16 protein-coding genes and 1 pseudogene are annotated in these 17,821 nt (G+C 65.1%); 6 read left to right on the top strand and 11 right to left on the bottom strand.

The genetic code is table 11. The features are described 5' to 3' along the window. Nucleotides 1-269 precede the first annotated feature (269 nt). Entirely contained in the window at nt 270-1,547 is a 1,278-nt protein-coding gene (locus NATTI_RS0111215; RefSeq protein ID WP_006089530.1) for an FAD-binding oxidoreductase, read from the top strand. A gap of 250 nt (nt 1,548-1,797) precedes the next feature. Beyond that, entirely contained in the window at nt 1,798-3,009 is a 1,212-nt protein-coding gene (locus NATTI_RS0111210) for an NAD(P)/FAD-dependent oxidoreductase (protein WP_006089529.1), read from the top strand. Here NATTI_RS0111210 and NATTI_RS0111205 read toward each other — a convergent pair whose 3' ends face one another. From NATTI_RS0111205 to lrp, 3 genes are all read right to left on the bottom strand, one after another. Beyond that, a complete protein-coding gene (locus NATTI_RS0111205; RefSeq protein WP_006089528.1) occupies nt 3,010-4,443 on the bottom strand; it encodes an MATE family efflux transporter in 1,434 nt (477 codons plus the stop codon). Nucleotides 4,444-4,548: 105 nt separating this feature from the next. After that, nucleotides 4,549-5,637: a geranylgeranyl reductase family protein gene (locus tag NATTI_RS0111200; RefSeq protein ID WP_006089527.1), complete on the bottom strand. Its 1,089-nt coding sequence runs from the start codon at nt 5,635-5,637 to the stop codon at nt 4,549-4,551. Nucleotides 5,638-5,913: 276 nt separating this feature from the next. Next, nucleotides 5,914-6,375, bottom strand: a complete 462-nt coding sequence (gene lrp, locus NATTI_RS0111195; protein ID WP_006089526.1) for an HTH-type transcriptional regulator Lrp — start codon at nt 6,373-6,375, stop codon at nt 5,914-5,916. A 126-nt stretch (nt 6,376-6,501) separates the two neighbouring features. Between lrp and NATTI_RS0111190 the strand changes: the two genes are divergently transcribed. From NATTI_RS0111190 to NATTI_RS0111180, 3 genes are all read left to right on the top strand, one after another. Beyond that, a complete protein-coding gene (locus tag NATTI_RS0111190) occupies nt 6,502-7,326 on the top strand; it encodes a cyclase family protein (RefSeq protein WP_006089525.1) in 825 nt (274 codons plus the stop codon). Further along, nucleotides 7,323-8,318: a fumarylacetoacetate hydrolase family protein gene (locus NATTI_RS0111185; protein ID WP_006089524.1), complete on the top strand. Its 996-nt coding sequence runs from the start codon at nt 7,323-7,325 to the stop codon at nt 8,316-8,318. Before NATTI_RS0111190 ends, NATTI_RS0111185 begins: the two co-directional genes overlap by 4 nt. A 150-nt stretch (nt 8,319-8,468) precedes the next feature. Continuing rightward, nucleotides 8,469-9,854, top strand: a complete 1,386-nt coding sequence (locus tag NATTI_RS0111180; protein WP_006089523.1) for a cryptochrome/photolyase family protein — start codon at nt 8,469-8,471, stop codon at nt 9,852-9,854. 33 nt (nt 9,855-9,887) lie between these two features. Here the strand turns inward: NATTI_RS0111180 and NATTI_RS0111175 are convergent, their stop codons facing one another. Genes NATTI_RS0111175 through NATTI_RS0111155 form a run of 5 tightly spaced genes read right to left on the bottom strand, consistent with a single transcriptional unit; the run spans nt 9,888 to nt 12,901 of the window. After that, nucleotides 9,888-10,487, bottom strand: a complete 600-nt coding sequence (locus NATTI_RS0111175) for a GTP-dependent dephospho-CoA kinase family protein (protein ID WP_006089522.1) — start codon at nt 10,485-10,487, stop codon at nt 9,888-9,890. Between the two features lie 2 nt (nt 10,488-10,489). Beyond that, on the bottom strand, nt 10,490-10,687 hold the full coding sequence (gene spt4, locus NATTI_RS0111170) for a transcription elongation factor subunit Spt4 (RefSeq protein WP_006089521.1): 198 nt from the start codon (nt 10,685-10,687) through the stop codon (nt 10,490-10,492). A gap of 2 nt (nt 10,688-10,689) precedes the next feature. Beyond that, nucleotides 10,690-11,259: a DNA-directed RNA polymerase gene (locus NATTI_RS0111165; protein WP_006089520.1), complete on the bottom strand. Its 570-nt coding sequence runs from the start codon at nt 11,257-11,259 to the stop codon at nt 10,690-10,692. Continuing rightward, on the bottom strand, nt 11,260-11,652 hold the full coding sequence (locus NATTI_RS0111160) for a PIN domain-containing protein (RefSeq protein ID WP_006089519.1): 393 nt from the start codon (nt 11,650-11,652) through the stop codon (nt 11,260-11,262). 16 nt (nt 11,653-11,668) lie between these two features. Then, entirely contained in the window at nt 11,669-12,901 is a 1,233-nt protein-coding gene (locus NATTI_RS0111155; protein WP_006089518.1) for a translation initiation factor IF-2 subunit gamma, read from the bottom strand. Between the two features lie 285 nt (nt 12,902-13,186). On the opposite strand from NATTI_RS0111155, the pseudogene NATTI_RS0111145 reads away from it, so the two are divergent. Further along, nucleotides 13,187-13,614 (top strand): annotated as a pseudogene (locus tag NATTI_RS0111145) (arsenate-mycothiol transferase ArsC). A 103-nt stretch (nt 13,615-13,717) separates the two neighbouring features. On the opposite strand, the gene NATTI_RS0111140 reads toward NATTI_RS0111145, so the two are convergent. The 3 genes from NATTI_RS0111140 to NATTI_RS0111130 form a co-directional block, all read right to left on the bottom strand. Continuing rightward, nucleotides 13,718-15,001: an Mrp/NBP35 family ATP-binding protein gene (locus NATTI_RS0111140; protein WP_006089516.1), complete on the bottom strand. Its 1,284-nt coding sequence runs from the start codon at nt 14,999-15,001 to the stop codon at nt 13,718-13,720. A gap of 85 nt (nt 15,002-15,086) precedes the next feature. Further along, a complete protein-coding gene (locus NATTI_RS0111135; protein WP_006089515.1) occupies nt 15,087-17,198 on the bottom strand; it encodes a hydrogenase iron-sulfur subunit in 2,112 nt (703 codons plus the stop codon). Then, nucleotides 17,191-17,820, bottom strand: coding sequence for a TorD/DmsD family molecular chaperone (locus NATTI_RS0111130; RefSeq protein ID WP_006089514.1), 630 nt, complete (start codon nt 17,818-17,820; stop codon nt 17,191-17,193). The genes NATTI_RS0111135 and NATTI_RS0111130 overlap by 8 nt, the downstream gene beginning before the upstream one ends. Nucleotide 17,821: the final 1 nt, after the last annotated feature.

The raw sequence follows: 17,821 nt of genomic DNA, 5'->3' as shown, positions 1-17,821 counted from the left end.
CGTCGTCGCTCGCCGACTTGGCCGATTCCGGACGCTCGATCGTCGACGCCGTCGTATCTACACGGTTGATCATCGTATAAATCGCCAAACTAGTCTATCGCCGCTGGTGGCGTAGTTCGATCCATGGCAACGGTAGGCAGACAGCAGGTGAGAAGGCGCTCGCCGACCTTCCGAGCAGCGACGTTCGGGCGTTCGAAGCCGACGTCTCCGGCGACGTCGTCCGTCCGTCGGATCCGGAGTACGAACGGGTTCGGCAGGTCTGGAACGGAATGATAGACCGGTATCCGGCGATCGTCGCCCGCTGTGCCGGCGTCGCCGACGTCGTCGCGTCGGTGACGTTCGCTCGAGAGCACGACCTGCCGCTCGCGGTTCGGAGCGGCGGACACAACGTCGCCGGGACGGCCGTCTGCGACGGCGGCCTCGTCGTCGACCTCTCGGCGATGCGGAGCGTCCGGGTCGATCCGGACCGACGAACCGCTCGCGTCGAGGGCGGCGCGACCCTCGGGGACGTCGACCGCGAAACGCAACTGTTCGGCCTCGCGACGGCCCTCGGCGTGGTTTCTGAGACGGGCGTCGCCGGGTTGACCCTCAACGGGGGCTACGGTCACCTGAGTCGGCAGTACGGACTCGCGCTGGACAACCTTCGGAGCGTCGACGTCGTCACCGCGGACGAGAAGGTCCACACCGCAAGCGCTGACCGGAACGCGGACCTGTTCTGGGGGATCCGCGGCGGCGGCTCCCTCGGCATCGTCACGTCGTTCGAGTTCGACCTCCACGAGGTCGAGGTGTATGCGTTCTTCGCGTGGTTCCGCGCCGACGATGCGGCCGCGGTGATGGAGCGGACCCTCGAGTGGACCGTCGACGCGCCGCGAGAGGCGGGCGTGCTCGCCTTCGCCGCGCACGTTCCCGACCTCGAGGAGTTTCCCGCGGAGGCGTGGGGCGACCCCGCCGTCGCGATGCTCGGCTCCTACCGGGGTGATCTCGAGACGGCCGCCGACGTGTTCGACCCGCTACGGACGAGTGCGACGCCGATCGTGGATCTCAGCGGATCGATGGACTACGTCTCCCTGCAGTCGATGCTCGACGAGGACTACCCCGACGGACTCCGGTACTACTGGAAGGCGGTCTACCTCACCGAGGTCACCGACGACGTCGTCGATATCATGGTTCGGTACACCGAGTCGGCCCCCTCGAAGCTCTCTACGATCGACCTCTGGTGTCTCGGCGGCGCGGTCGAGGAGGTCCCGAACGACGCGACCGCGTTCTTTCACCGGGACAAGCCCTACATGCTCACCGTCGAAGCCAACTGGGAGGATCGCGACGACGACGACGCGAACGTAACCTGGGCTCGCGAAGCGATCGCTGACGCGAGCGAACTGGCGGTCGGTGGAGGGAGCTACGGTAACTTCCCGGGACTGAACGAGGATCCCGCGAAACTCCGCTTCGGCGACAACTACGAGCGGATGGTCGATCTCAAAACCGAGTTCGATCCGGAGAACCTGTTCGGCTCGACCGGGCCAGTCGCTCCGCGCTCCGATAGCAACTGATCGGGAGTCCACGGACGGCGGATATCGGTCGCACTGCTCGCCCCTTCACGAGGGCGAATGCCATCCGGAACGACTCGTCCGGGACTCCGTTCCGGCGTCTGAAAGGACTGCACCCTCGAGCCGTTCGACACGGCCGCGATTGCGCAATCGGTACGCGTCGCGTGCACACTTTCGAGCCTTGCCGGCCGCATGCCGCGAGTCAGGCGGCCGGGGCCTATTATTTGGATCGGCGCTGTAGTTCGACCGTCGAATGGCAGAGTACGATATCGTCGTCGCCGGAGGTGGACCGGCGGGGCTCCAGTTCGCGAGGGAGATCAGCCACCGCTCAGCGCATTCGGTCGCGGTCCTCGAGAGAAACGAAACCCTCCGCGACAACGACAAATCGACCGGCGGTACCTTCCACCAGGTCGTAGCGGGATACGATATTCCGGAACGCGTGATAATGAGTTCCAATCCCGGTGTCATTTTCGAGGGACCCGAAGCGAGCGAGCGGCTCGAGATTCCGAATTACGTTCTCGACTTTCCCGCGTTCCTGGCGTATCTCGGCGAAGATGCCGCAGAACGCGGTGTCGATGTTTTCACCGGGTCGCGCGTCTCCGGGCCGATTTTGGAGGACGAAACCGTAGCCGGCGTTGTCGCACGGCAGAACGGTGGCGTCAGGGAGTTCTACGCTGATGTCGTCGTCGATGCAACCGGACCCGCCGGCGTACTGACGAGCGAACTCGGGATGTGGGATCCGGAGGCCGCACAACGAGGGATCGGAAAGGAGTTCGAGGTGTGCGGGTCGTTCGACCGTAACTCGATGCTGTTCCGGTTCGATCACGAGTACGCCCCCGGTGGCTACGCCTGGGTCTTCCCGGCGGGCGACGGGGTGTTCAAAATCGGCGTCTGCTGGGTGGACGATTTCTACGAGCGCCACCGGCGTCCGAGCGGTGACAACATAGACGCGTACGTCCGCCGGTGGATCGAAAGCGATTCGCGATGGGACGTCGAGGAGATTCGCGGTGTGCACGCGGGCGAAGTCGCGTCCGACAATTCGATCAATCAGCGAGTCGGGGACGGCATCGTTGCGGTCGGCGATGCAGTTTCGAGCCTCAATCCGATGTTCGGAGAAGGAATTCGACCCGGAATGGAGTCCGCCGAAATGGCGGCCGACGTCGTACTGGATGCGCTTCGGAAGGGGAACATCTCTCGAAGGATTCTTTCAGCGTACGAGGACCGATGGAACCGGAAACGGGGTTCGAGATGGAAGATCCAACGGATAGTAGGGGAGTTGTTGTACGACTTCGACGCCAGCCAGCAGAATCGGTTCGTTCGGAACGTAGGTCAACTATCAGGCGAGCAAGCAGCGCGACTGCAACGGTACGAACTAACGCTTTTCGACCTGCTGTCTCTGTACCCGTTTGCGCCGAAAGATATTACGAAGGCGCCGACCCTGCTTCGGCACATCCGAGTGGGGTAGTTAGCCCGATTCCGAATCCGACGACGGGCGATACCGCCGACTCACGACCTTCCAGCGGCCGCTTCGAAACAGCCAGTAGTTGATCCCGCCCGGGACGAACGTCTCGAGCAACAGGGCGAGGTAGAGCGCGGCAACGCCGAGCGGCGTGACCAGCCCCAGCGCAGCCGCCGGAACCGCGAAGCCGTAGCGGCCGACCAGCGAGGCGACGAACGGCCAGCGGGTGTCGCCCGCGCCGAGCAGCGCTCCCGCCGCGGCCCCGTCGATTCCGAACCCGATCGAACTGATTGCGCCGACGGCGACGAACGTGGCCGCCAGCGCGACCTCCTCGCCCCCGACGAACAGGCCCGCGATCGGCTCCGCGAAGACGACGACGAGCGCGGCCAGTCCGGTGAAACACACCACTGAGAGCCGGATGATCGCCGCGCCGTAGGCGCCCGCCTCGTCCTCCTCGTTCGAGCCGAGCCGCTGGCCCACGAGCGAACTCGAGGCCAGCGACAGCCCCCAGTTGACGCTGTTAATCAGGCTGCGGACGCGGCGGCCGACCTCGAGGGCCGTGACGACCACGGGGCCGAACGTCGCGGCGATCCACAGCAGCGGAAAGACGACGATCCCCTGGGCGAGTTTCCGACCGATCTCGGGCGTCGAGATCTCGATTACCTGCCGAAGCATCGTCGGCTCGAGCCAGCCCCCGGAGAGCGTGATCGGGACGGGACTCGGCTCCATGCCGAGCGCGCCGTAGGATCGACCCACCATGCCCCAGCCGAGGACGACGGTGACGAAGCCGGTCGAAAGCGTCGTGCCGATCGCCGCACCGGCGACGCCGAGATCGAAGCCGAAGATCAGAACCGCGCTCAGGACGATGTTGAGGACCGCGCCGCCCGCGCGAGCGATCATCTCCGTGAACGTGTCACCGACGCCGGTGTAGGTTCGGCTGGCGATCAGGTTCAGCAGTTCGAACAGGACGGCCGGCGCGACGAAAACGAGGTAGGTGCTCCCGTGCTCGAGCGACGCCGGTCGGGCGCCGAAGAGGCCGATCAGCGAGTCGGCAAAGAGCAGGAAAACGGCGACAATCGGCAGGGCGATCGCAGTCGCGAGCAGAACGCTCTGTTTCACCACGAGCGAGGCGCGGTCGGTCTCCTCGCCGCCGTAGTTCTGGGAGACCAGACTGACGGTGCCGCCGGCCAGCCCCAGCCCGATCATCGTGACGATCTCCCAGAATGCGAGCGCGTACGCCAGCCCCGCGGTTCCCGCCGTCCCGACCGCGATGCCGACCATCGCGAGATCGGCCGTCTGCTTGGACATGATCGCAAACCCCGTCACGATCCGTGGCCACGCCAGATCTGCGGTCGGATGGAACCGCTCGGCGTCGATGATCCCGAGGCGCTCGAGGCTCCGCGCGACGAACTCGACTGCAGCGCGCTGCCGGCCAGTCATCTACTGTCCGTTTCGGGACTGACGCCTTCGGTCTGTCGGCTGCGGGTTCCGTCGGTGGACGGGACTCCGGTGGCGGGGAAACATCGCCGGGGCGACGACGGACGGCTATCGGAGTCTCGAGAGCAGCGTTTTGAGGTGCGACGGCGAAACGAGCGAGGTCGGTCGATCCATGTGGACACCAATCTCGCCCGAGAGCGCGCCGAGTCCGACGTGCTGAACGGGCTCAGGAAGCGAATAGGCTCGACGGAGGTAGTGACCGAGCGTTTGCTCCCGCTCGAGATCGTTGCGCCAGGCGTGTTCGTAGGCCGCGAGCGTGGTCGGCCGGTCGGGATCGATCTCGCGGGCGGCGTGATCGGCACTGGTCATGCTATAGAGGATCCCCCCGCCGGTGAACGGCTTGGTCTGGGCGGCCGCATCGCCGATCAGGAACGCGCGGCGGGTTGTGACGCGGTCCGGCGGCCCGATCGGGATCGGGCCCGAGCAGCGGTGCGAGACGTCGATCTCGTAGCCGTCGATCAGTTCCTCGAAGTGTTTGGTGACCTGGACGCCCGGCGGCGCCGCGAGCCCGTACTCGACGCCGGCATCGCCGCGGGGAATCCGCCAGGCAAAAAAGGTCGGTGCGGTGAGGTGGACGTCGACGAAGTTCTCGTGGTCCTCCTCCTCGGAGAACGCGAGCACACCGTGGAGGAGTTCGTCAGGCTCGGGGAGGTCGAGTTCGTCCCGCACTCGCGATCGAGCCCCGTCGCAGCCGGCGAGCATCTTCGCTTCGAACTCGACGACTCCGTCGGGACCGTTCGCGACGACCTCGACGCGGTCGCGGCGTTCGGTAACCGCCGTGACGGTGTGTTCCTCGCGGACGTCCGCGCCTGCCTCGCGTGCGAGATCAGCGAGGTGGCGATCCAGTCCGACGCGGTCGATGACGTTCGACGCGACCTCGCTCTTGTAGAAGGGGTAGGCCTCGCTGTGTGGTCCGCCGACGTGGAATCGCGCGCCGTAAATTTCGTTCTGGAACAGCTCCTCGCGAGCGCCCTCGCCGGTGAACTCCCAGATGTCCGTGCTCACGTGCCCCGAGCAGGCCAGCGGCTCGCCGATCGTCCCCTTTTCTACGGCGAGCACGTCGTAGCCGTCTTCGGCGGCCCGGCGGGCAAAGCGCGCTCCCGGCGGTCCGACGCCGACAACAACGAAATCGTACATGTACATGGAGTTCTCGTGAGCGTGTAAATACCTTCTCGAGATTCTCTCTAACATGACGGCGATGGCTCTCGAAGCGACGCCGGGAGACTCGAATTCTTACCGCCCACAGGGACGGCACGTCACTCTGTCGGGTAGCAGTTCCGGAACGTCGGCTCGGCAACGCCGCGTTCGAAACGGCGCTCCGATGCCGTAGCTACCGATACAGAAGGGTTTTCGGCCGCCCTATCGGGGTCTGACGCGCGAAAACGATCTACTCCCGGTTGAGAGCGATCTCGTTCAGTCGTCGTCGGTCTCGAGTTCGAACTGTTCGTTCTCGGCGACGGTGTTGAGAACGATGCTCGTGTTTGACTGGTTGATGTCCGGATCGGTGATCAGGGTCTTGATCTGATCGTTCATGTCGTCGGTGTCTTCGAACTTGCCGATAGCGATCACGTCGTAGTCGCCCGTGACCTCGTAGACCGAGATCATCTGTCGGTGGTCCTGAAGCGTCTCGGTGATTTCGGGCAGCGCATGGCCCTCGGCTTTGAGCTGCATGATCGCGGTGACGTCGTAGCCGAGTTCGTCGTAGTTGACTTTCGGCGTGTAGCCCTCGATGACGCCCTCCTCCTCGAGGTCCGAAAGGTGGTTGGAGACCGTCGTCACCGAGACGTCGAGCTCTTCGGCGAGGCTGCGGAGACTCGCGCGACCGTTGTCGAGAAGTTCGTTTACCAGATCGTCATCCAGTGTTTCGTAGGTCATTGTACAATATCAATCACTCTTTGTATTAGGAGGTTACGAATATCCAGTTCTATTCGCAACGGTGTGTCGTCGTCACAGCCAGCCCCCGCAGTCAGTTTCAAATGGATGCCCCGAAACGTAGCCCCTATGAGCGGACTGTTGACAGCCGACGATGCGACGCTGATCGACCTGAGCATCGGTCTCGAGGACGACCCGCCGAGCGAGCCGATGCCGCCGTCGATCGACGCGTTCGACCATGAAGCCGGTGCCGAGCGCCTCGCGGAGAACCTCAGCGGACTCGGCCACGACGTCGAGGCGAGCGACTTCCCCGACGAAATGGGACTCGCCTGGGAGGACCTCGCAGTCATCCCCCACGCCGGCACCCACATGGACGCCCCCTGGCACTACGGACCCGAGGTCGACGGCGAACCGGCGAAGACGATCGAGGAGGTGCCACTCGAGTGGTGTCGCGGCAACGCAGTCGTGCTCGACTTCCGGTGGATGGATCCCGGCGAGGAGATTTCGGTGGCGGATATAGAGGACGCTCTCGACGACCTGGACCACGAGCTCTCGCCCGGCGAGATCGTCCTGATCCAGACGGGGGCCGACGAGCTGTGGGGTCAGCCGGAGTATCTCACCCAGTTCCCCGGCATGAGCGCCGAAGGGACCAAATTCCTCGTCGAGCAGGGCGTGAAAGTGATCGGCACGGACGCCTACGGCTTCGACAAGCCCTTTACCGCGATGGGTGAGCGGTACGTCGAATCGGGCGAGTCGGAGGAGCTGTGGCCGGCCCACTTCGCCGGTCGCGAGGTCGAGTACTGCCAGATCGAGAAGATGGCGAACCTCGACGAACTGCCACGCAGGACCGATATCCCGATCGTCGCGTTCCCGATCACGATCGAGAACGGCAGCGCGGGCTGGGTTCGACCGGTTGCGTTTATCGAGGCGGACGCCGGAGGTGACACCGCATGAAACTCGCTACCTTCGAAGTCAAAACGGCGGTCGGACCCGTCGAACGTATCGGAGCCGTCGCTGAGACGGCCGAGGACGAGGACACATCCGCTGGACAGGCCACCCTCGTCGATCTCACCGCAGCCTACGGCGCGGCCCTCGAGGCCGAGGGCGAACCCGAACCCGCCGACCTCGCCCGCGCCCGCGTCCCGCCGGAGATGATCGCCTTCCTCGAGCGCGGCGATAGAGCGATCGATGACGCGAGAGACGCCCTCGAGTACGCGGCCGAAACCGACGCCAAGCGCGGTCCCGGCGGGGCCATTATTCGGTACGAACCCGGGGAGTACGACCTGCTCGCGCCGCTTCCCCGACCGAACTCGCTGCGCGACTTCATGGCTATCGAAGAGCACGTCCAGAACAGCATGGACGGCGAGATCGACGACGTCTGGTACGAGTTGCCAGTGTACTACAAGGGCAACGCCGACAGCGTCGTCGCGCCCGGCGAGACGATCCAGTGGCCCGCGTATTCGTCGATCATGGACTACGAACTCGAGATCGCGGCCGTGATCGGGAAACGGGGTCGGGACATTCCCGCTGACGAGGCCGAAGAGTACATCGCCGGCTACACCGTCTTCAACGACTTCAGCGCCCGCGACATCCAGGGCCGGGAGATGAAGGGACGACTCGGGCCGGCAAAGGGGAAAGACTTCGCGAACGGACTGGGGCCCTACTTCGTCCCCGCGGACGATATCGACGTCCTCGAGGCACCCATGACCGCCCGGATCGACGGCGAGGTCTGGTCCGAAGGAACGGTCGACGAGATGTACCATTCCTTTGCGGACATCATCGAACACGTTTCTCAGTCCGAGACACTCCATCCCGGCGACGTTATCGGAAGCGGGACCGTCGGCGAGGGCTGTGGGTTGGAACTGGGCAAGTGGCTCGAGGACGGTTCGACCGTGGAACTCGAAATCGAGGGGATCGGCACCCTCGAGCACACGGTCGTCGAGTAACGAGGGTCGATTCAGGCCACCCCTTCCGGTGGCCGAGGGCATTATAGTAACAACTGCAACTATTTACACACCGATCGCATAGCGGTCGTGCGATCGGGTGTGCACTGACTTCCAGTGGCTACTATACCTCCTCGAGTCGCTAGCCGAGACATGAATCTGTTCTGGCACCGGCGCGACCGACGGCTCGCCGACAACTGCGGGCTGGCCGCCGCGGCCAGTCGAGACGACGGCCCCGTGGTCCCCGTGTTCGTTATCGACCCGATAGTAACCGCGACCCTCGGCGAGCGCAAGCGAGCGTTCGTCGATCGCGCGCTTCGAACGCTCAGAGAGCAGTACCGGGACCGTGGAAGCGACCTCGTTGTTCGAACCGGCTCCGCTGCCGAGGTCCTCCCCTCCCTCAGTGCGGCGTACGATGCCGACCACGTTGTCTCCAACGAGTGTTTCGAACCGACCCGCCGAGAACAGGCGCGCGCCGTCGAATCCGCCCTGAACGTCGGCTCGTCCTCGCACGTCGATTCCGTCCTCGTCGATCCAACGACGCTCGAGTCGCGCTATCCGACCTACAGCCAGTTCCACGCCGACTGGCAGCGACGGCCGAAACCGGAGCCGGCAGCCGAGCCGACGGCTGAGGACCTCGCCTCGATTAGCGACGACGAACCGATCTCGGTGACCGACACAGCTATCGACCTCCCCGAAGCCAGCACCGCGGCAGCACGGGACCGACTCGACGCCTTCTGTGCGTCCGGCATCACGCAATACAAGGACCGACGAGACGATCTCGAGGCGGCCGTAGCAGAGCCAACCGACGCTGTCTCCCGACTCTCGCCGCATCTGGCCGGCGGGACGATCGGCATCCGGGAGGTCTGGGCGGCCGTCACCGACGTCTTCGAGTCGGTCGACGGCCGCGAGCGACGGAACGTCGAAAAATACGGCTCCGAACTCTCCTGGCGAGAGTGGAACTACCTCCTCCTGTACGAATTCCCCGAGCTGGCGAGCGAGAACTACAACGACCCGCCGAACGAGATTGCGTGGCGCAACGATGACGCGGAGCTGGCGGCCTGGAAGCGCGGCGAAACAGGGTACCCGCTCGTCGACGCCGGAATGCGCCAGCTCGAGCGCGAGGGATACGTCCACAACCGGCCCCGACAGGTCGTCGCGAGCTTCCTGACGAAACACCTCCTGATCGACTGGCGGATCGGTGCTGCCCACTTCCGTGACCGACTCGTCGACCACGATCCGGCGACGAACGCCGGCAGCTGGCAATGGATCGCTTCCACGGGCACGGACTCCGTCGACGTTCGCATCTTCGATCCGGTCGCCCAACTCGCCAAGTACGACGACGAAGGCGCGTTCATCCGCGAGTACGTGCCGGAACTCGAGTCGGTGCCAGCCGACCAACTGATCGAGTGGCCGACGCTTCCTGCCGACGTTCGGGCCGACCTCGCGCCCGACTACCCGGACCCGATCGTGGATCGGAACGCGGCCTACGGCCGGGCTCAGCGCGTGTTCGAGGCGGCGCTCGGCAACGGCGGATAAGCCGTAAGAATCGGGACGCCGAAAATCAGTCGGTCAGTCGCCCTCGAGCAACGTCCAGAATCGCTCCGTATCGCCCTCGAAACGCTCGAGCAACGCGCGCATCTCGGTTCGGTGCTCGTCGCTCACTTTCACGTGGACCATCCCCTCGTCGGGCTGGCCGTAGACGACGCTCGCACCCTCAGGCGCGGCGACGATCGCGGGCAAGGCGACCAGATCCTCTTCACCGTCGACCAAAATGGTCGTCGGCTCGTCGCTCGTCATGGCCTCGCGAAGTGCCTCGATCATCTCGGCCGAGAGCTCCGCGGGCGGGTTTACGGCCTCGAGGCTGGTCGATTCGGTGACGGTCTCCCGGATCTCCTCGTCGACGGCCGATCGTTTGGTTCGTTCGTCGACCACCGCGACATCTGGCGCGCGGCCGGCCTGCAGGAAGTGATAGGTGACGACGTCGCCGACGGCGATCAACGGGCCGTCGACGGCCTCGAGCAGCACGTCGGCGTCGGTTTCGACCGGACCCATCGGCTCTTTGAGTTCGTGCCGAAGGTCGTCGGGGAGAACCAGTAGCTGGTCGCCGGTATCATCTGACTCCGGGCCGGTACCGGCGGACCCGGAGTCTGCGGTGTCGTCGCGAGTCACGGTTACCGAACTTTCAGCGCGTACGCGCCGGATTCGGTGACCTGCATCTCGGTCGCGATCTGACTCTCCTCGGGGTGGGCGATAACGACGTAGCCGGCCCAGTCCTCGGTCAGCGACGAGGAGTTACAGGCGTCGCAGGTCTCGTTGTCCGGTTCGTTGACCCGGTGGCACTCGCGACAGACGAGCCGATCCGATGCCATGGTTATTCACCCGCAGCCGCTTCTTGCTTCTCGTGGTCGTCCTCGAGCCAGCCGTGCTTGCCGAGCCCCGGCTGTTTGGCCGTCAGGCCGATCTTCGAGTCGCGCGGGTTGCGCTCGTCGATGCTCTTGGTGACGATCCGTGCGCGGACGGCGTCGTCGACGCCCAGCGTCCGATTAGATTCGTTCGAGGCGAGCTGCTGGTTCTCGCCGTCGTAGGCGAGGTACTCGTCGCTGATCTGGGAGACGTGGAGGAGTCCGTCGACGGGACCGATCCCGACGAAAGCACCGAACTCGACGACTTCGACGACGGTGCCGTCGACCACTTCCTGCATCTGTGGATCGAACGTGACGGCGTCGAACTCCGCTTCGTAGTAGACGCCCGGCCGGTTCGGCAACACCGTCCCTTCACCGATGTCGTGGACGTTGGTGACCGAGACGACGCTGCCGACCTGTTCGTCCATGCGTCCCTCGAGTTTGTCCTGCAGCAGTCGCTTCACGAGGTTCGGCGAGACGTCGCCGAGCTCCTCGGGCGGTACTTCTACCGTGTCCGTTAAGGTGACCCGCTTGTACATCTATGGTTGAGTGATCGCTAACTTGTTTCTCCCGCGTAATGCAATTACCGGTACGCTCGCCGCGAGTATCCGGTCGCCCAGCGGGCGGTCGTTCGTGACGACGTAGTCGACTCCTCCCTCGCGGGCGAGTTCGACCAGCGCGTCGTCGGCGTACGACGCCTCCGTGTCGACGACGAGACAGCGTTCGGTCGCCAGGTCGTGCCCGACGTTCGCGGCCGTTCCCTCGGTGCCGCCCTTCTCGGAGAGGCGGCGGAGTTCTTCGACGACGGCCTGTGGGATCGTCGGCTCGTAGGCGTCGACGAGTCGATCGAGTTCGTCGAACAACCGGACGTCGAGTTCGACCGGCATCATGAGGGCACTCGTATCGAGTGCGACCCGCGTCGGCGTGCTCATTCGTCTTCCGTCGGCGTTACTCCGTGAGCGTTCCGAGCCCGATCAGCCGCCAGCGCGCGCCGATGCGGCGGTTGATCGCGATCTTTGCCCCTGGTTCGGCGGCGACGGGTCGTTTGAGGTTGACCTCGCACTCACCCTCGCGAGCGCTGGTGACCGCGCCGACGGTCGTCGCCGTCCCGACGGTCATCATCAGGGGCTCGCCGGTGCTGATCTCGTCGACCGTCTCGCCGCTTTCCGCGCCGACGACGCGCTCGAGCAGGTCGACCTCCATCGTGAACTCCTGCCACGTCGGCGGGAGCGAGCCCGGCGGACCGGCCAGTCGGCCGGCCAGCGCGTCGCCTTTCGTCAGCGCCGGATCGAGTCCGGTACCGACGCCGAGTAAGCCGCCCGGGCTGACCGTGTCGACCGTCTCGCCGCCGGCTTGCAACGAGCGGATCGTCGTCTCGATCGGGACGTACTCGGTTTGGCCACCCTCTTCGACCTCGCGACCGGGCTTGATCTCGATCTCGTCGTCGACCGAGAGCTCGCCCTGCACCAGGCTGCCGCCGAGGACACCACCGGCGAGATCCTCGTAGGTCGTCCCCGGTTTGTTGATGTCGAAACTGCGGGCGACGTGCATCCGTGGGTCGGCGTTGGGATCCCGCTCCGGCGTCGGAATCTCCTCCTCGATCGCCTGAATCAGCAGGTCTATGTTGACCTCCTGGCCGGCCGAGACAGGAACGACTGGCGCGCCTTCGGCGACCGTCCCTTCGACGAACTCCTGGATCTGTTCGTAGTTGTCTCGAGCCGTCTCGCTATCGACGAGGTCGACCTTGTTCTGAGCGATGACGATGTTGTCGATGCCGATGATGTCGAGCGCCATCAGGTGCTCTTCGGTCTGGGGCTGGGGGACGGACTCGCTGGCGCTGACGACCAGGACGGCGCCGTCCATCAGCGATGCACCCGAGAGCATCGTCGCCATCAGGGTCTCGTGACCCGGGGCGTCGACGAACGACACGGTCCGAAGCGGCTCGCTTTCGGAGCCGTCCGGACACTCCTCCTCGACGGTGTAACATTCGGGTTCCTCGGCTCCCTCGCAGTGACGAAACGTCGCGTCCGCGTAGCCCAGCCTGATGGAGATCCCGCGTTTCATCTCCTCTGAGTGCTGGTCGGTCCAGGAGCCGCTGAGCGCCTGGACTAGCGTCGTCTTGCCGTGGTCGACGTGACCGACGAGCCCGATGTTCACCTCCGGTTGTTGAGTTCCTGCCATAAGACGGTAAGTAATCTTAGGTAGAGGTTCCGTCGTGCGCTTGATAAAGGTTGCGAGCTATACTCGCGCTCCGACCCCCGAATACGCAGCGAGAGAGTGTACCACACGGTGTCCGGATCTGCGTCTCGGTGTCCGAATCGTGGTACCTCTCAGCGGCCCGTCTCGAGGTCGTCGAACAACTCCCGGGCGCGGCGTTCGACCGCCGAGCGACTCTCTCAGGCCGGACCGAAAAATGACTCGAGCCCTACCGGAACGCGTTTTCACCGGGTGCGTCTCCCATACCACATGAACGTCGCGTTTGTCTGCGTCCAGCACGCTGAACGAAGTCAGATGGCTGCTGCCTTCGGCGAACGCGAACGCGCAAACCGGAATCTCGAGGATACGATCACCGTCGTAACCGGCGGTATACAGCCAGCCGAGCGGGTCCACGAAGAAGTCGTCAATGTCATGGCCGCGCGTGAGATCGACCTCGGGGATCGGACACCCCGTGAGATCACCCAGAAGGAACTGCAAGACTGCGAGTACGTCGTGACGATGGGCTGTTCGGCCGAGTGGGTCTGTCCGGCGACCTGGAGCGGCGAGAACCGCGACCGGGGCTCGAGGACCCACACGGAAGCGATCACGAGACGGTGCGCGAGGTCCGCGACGAGATCGAGACTCGAGTGTGCGAGTTGTTCGACGAACTCGAGTCGACGCGGAAGCCTACACCGTAAGCGCTCGCTTTCGGAGCGTGTTGGTACCGACCGCCCGGTTGTCAACAGCAGCCACCGTCCATCAACTAGGCTGACTGCTGACCGCTCCGACCGCTGTAACGGGCTAGCCGCGATCGGAGACGTCCAGCCCGCCGAGTGAAGGTTCCGCTCCATCCGAATCGTCCTCAGTGTCCCGTTCGTCCGCGTTCGTCGTCTCGGCGCTCGACGCGTCGCCGTCGACCGAGATGTCCGGGTCGGCCTCGGCTGATGTCCCGTCGGGATCAGTCGTCGAGTCGGTCCCGGCCTCGTTCTCGAGCCCGCCGTAGCTCGCCGGCGTCGAGAGATCGTCGGGATCGGGATCGTCAGGATCGATACCGGCGACGGCGGCCCGATTGACCGCTCCGACCCGGTTGGCGACCGACTCGACGAGGGCCTCGAACGGCTCCGAAGCATCGGTATCCCAACAGACGACCGGGGCGCCGTCATCGCTCCGGGTCCTGATTTCGGGGTTCATCGGAATCTCCTCGAGCAGCGGGACGCCGTACGTCTCGGCGACCTCTCGGCCGCCGCCGCTGCCGAACAGGGCGTGTTCGCCGCCGCAGTCAGGACAGTGGTACGCACTCATGTTCTCGGCGATTCCGAGGACGGGCGTGTCGTGGTTCCGGAACATCTCGATCCCCTTTCGGACGTCGTCGAGGGCGACGTCTTCGGGCGTCGTTACGACGACGGAGCCGGCCACCGGCAGCGTCTGAACCAGCGTGAGCTGGGCGTCGCCGGTCCCCGGCGGGAGATCGACCACGAGGTAATCGAGCCGGCCCCACTCGACGTCCTCGATGAGTCGGATGAGGATCTTGTCGACCATCGGCCCCCGCAACACGGCCGGATCGTCGCCGTCTCGAGTCAGAAATGCCATGCTGATCACCTTCACGCCGTAGGCCTCCGGCGGTACCAGGCTCCCGTCGTCGGTCATCCCCGGTTCGCCGTCGATCCCGATCATCTTCGGGACGTTTGGGCCGTAAATGTCGCCGTCGAGCAGGCCGACACGTGCTCCCTCGTCGGCGAGTCCGGCCGCGAGGTTCGTCGCGACGGTCGTCTTGCCGACGCCACCCTTCCCGGAGGAGACGGCGATAACGTTTCGCACACCGGGAAGCGGGTTCGCGGAATCGCGCTGAGGAACGGTCACGGATAGTCTGGTCTCGAGGCCGAGGTCGGCGGCGACCTCTCGGATTCGGTCACCCATCTCCATCTCGTCGGTCGCGTAGGGCGCGTTGAACGCGAGGGTGATCTCGGCGACGCCGTCGTCGATGCGGAGGTCGGTGACCAGCCCCAACGAGACGATGTCGATACCGAGAGCAGGGTCCTCGACGTCTCGGAGTCGCTCGCGAAGCCGTGATTCGGTGACGGTCATGGTCGTGTCACCCCGGGAAGATTTCTCGGTCGGTTGTCGGCCATCGGTCGGTCCGTCGTGAGTCGTGTCGTCGAGTCGGTCGTGTTCATAATTTGAACGCAAGATCGCCCTTACAGTCGCTACAGTACTCCGCCATGTGGCCCTCGACGCCGTCCATCTGCCCGTCCGGAAGTTGGGCTTTCAGGTCCTCGACGGTCGAGACGCTGGCGACGACCGCGCCACAGCTTCGACACTCGAACAGCTCCGCTTCGTGGACGGTCGTCCAGGCGTCGCCGCCGTTTTCCTCCGGCAAGAGTTCGATGTCGAGGCCCGTCTCCATCGTGATCGCGCTCTCGGGACAGCCGGTCTCACAGAGCCCGCAGTCGACGCACCGCTCGTGGCTGAACTCGAGCGTTCCCTCGCCGTCCTCCCGGCGGATCGCGCCGGTCGGACAGAGGTTCGCGCAGGTCGGAGTCAGGCCGCAGGCGTCGCTGACCGACATCGTCCCGAAGTTTTCGAGGCCGCGGATCCGCTCCCGTCCGGGGTCGACGTACTCGAGGATCGTCCGGATGCTCTCGAGGGACCAAACACGGTTGCCGTAGGCGGGCAGGTCGTCCTCGGCGGTGAGGGACGTCCCCGAAGCCTCGTGTTCGCCCGGCGGGATCGGCGTTTCCGTCAGTTCCTCGACGAACGCCGACAGCGAGTGGGCGAACTCGCCAGACGTCTCGGAATTGGGTGCGAGGAACCTGACGCGCTCGCCTAGTCCGAGATCGGTCGTCGCGGCGTTCAACCGCTCGACAAGTTCGGCTTTCGGATCGGGACCGGAGTGCGCACAGTCGTTGCCACAGCCGACGATCGTCACGCCGTCGGCACCGGCAGCGAGCGCGTGCAGGACGTGGGCCTGCCCGACCGTGTCGGTACAGTTCACGCGAACGGGAAGGATCGGCGGGTAGGAAACGTCTTCCCGGCCGCTTGCGGCCATCTGACCGTATCTCGACAGCGCCGTCTCGGCCCGCTCCGAACAGACAAACGCGACGACTTGCGGGTCGATTGCGGTCGTCGACGACCAGTCGAGCAGCCCCCCGCTCGGTTCCTCGTCGACGAGCGCTTCGACCTCGCGAGCGATCCGCTCGTTGGATCGGTCCGCGAGGTCGACCGCCCCGGTTGGACAGGAACTCGTACAGGCCCCGCAGTTCTGGCAGGCCGAAAGATCGAACTCCACTTCGTGCGGTGCGGGCTTCGACACCGCATCGTGGGGACAGGCGTCGTAACAGGCCCGACACCCCTCCTGTCCGGAGTCACCCGAGGCACAGACGTCCATCTCGAGATCGAGGAACGACGACCGATCGGGCTCTAGCAGGTCGCTGACGGCCGCGATCGTCCCGAGATCGGCGTCGGTGTGGTAGCCGGTGGTTCCTCCGGGGGTGTTGTCCTCGCCCCCCGGGTGGACGACCTGGTCGAACGAAACGGTTCGCCGGACGCCCTCGAGATCGATCGCATCGGTCGGGCAGACGTCGGTCCACTCGCCGCCCGAGGCGTCCGGACTGATGTCGATCGGTGTCCGCGTGACCACGTCATCGGGATCGACGCGGACGCAGTCCATGCAGTCGATACAGTCCTCTGTAACTCGCGCCTCGAGCGTGACTTCGATCTCCCCGAGCGAGCCCGAGACATCGAGGACGCGGCCGCGCTCGAATCGGACGTCCGAGAGATCGGTACTAACGTCGTCGAACTCCCGTCCGTCTGCGATCAGCGAGACCTCGGCGGATTCCGGCATGGCGGCGGCCAGTTGTGCGTCGCCGACGACGGCGACGGATCGCCCGACGGTTTCGCCGATCGGGGTGGGCTCGCTGCCGACGTCGAGTCCCGCACGGGCGGCGTTGACTAGCCGTGCCGTCTTCTCCGTGGCCGCCGGCTCGTCGTGGACCCAGCCAGCCCCCTCGCGCTGGTCGACGAAGTGGACGGTCGCCCCGGTCTCCCGTTCGATGCGCTCGAGTCGTTCCTGTCCCGCTGCGGCGGGACAGGTGAGGATGAGCTCCTCGAGGTCGCGATCCTCGACGACGCTGCAGACGTCACGGACGGTGTCTCCCTCACAGAGGAGATCGGAGCTCGCCGCCATCGAGACGCCGTCGACCCGCTCGCGAGCCGTCTCGAGGTCGATGTCGCAGGTGTCGGCACACGAGCAGACGAACGCGCCAACATCGGCGTCGTCAGTCATCGTCTTCCTCCAGCATTTCGGCGTGTAACTCGAGCAGCGATTCGGTCAGCGAGAAGACGCCGCGGTAGAACGCCGGCGGCTCGCCGCCCCCGCGTTCATCCATCGCGACCTCGTGAAATTCGGGTAACCAGTCCCCGAGATGCGTTCTGATGAACCCGAGTTGGGCCTCCCGGTCGCCGCGTTCACAGAGTTCGGCGAGGAACGACAGCTCGTAACCCGCGTGATCGATCAGTTCGTCCTCGACGGCGAGGTCGACTCCCATCTCGAAGTAAAACGCCTCGACTTCGGTCGTGCTCGGGCCGTTGAGCATCTCGTCGACGTACATCGATTCGTACGGCGGCGGCGTCGACTCGCCGTAGCTGACGCCCTGTAACAGTCTCGTAAACGCAGACCGGAGGGTATCGGGGTCGGTTTCGGCTGTTCCGATGGTATCGACGGCCTCCTCTATGTCCGGTGGAAGCGATCCGTCAGTGACTCGTTCACACCACGTTCGGATCGCGTCGACCGTTGGCTCCGCGGGTGGCTCGAGGTAGAGCTGTCCGAGCGTTCGGTAGGCCGGTGCCAGCAGCGCACCGATCTCAGTCAGGTCCGCCTCTTCAGTTGTCTGCGGGTCTCGGTTCATA

Origin of the sequence: Natronorubrum tibetense GA33 (genome assembly GCF_000383975.1) — an archaeon.
In the GTDB taxonomy this organism is placed as follows: Archaea; Halobacteriota; Halobacteria; order Halobacteriales; family Natrialbaceae; genus Natronorubrum; species Natronorubrum tibetense.
Note: the sequence above shows the minus strand (reverse complement) of the source record. Positions and strands in the feature narration are given on the sequence as shown.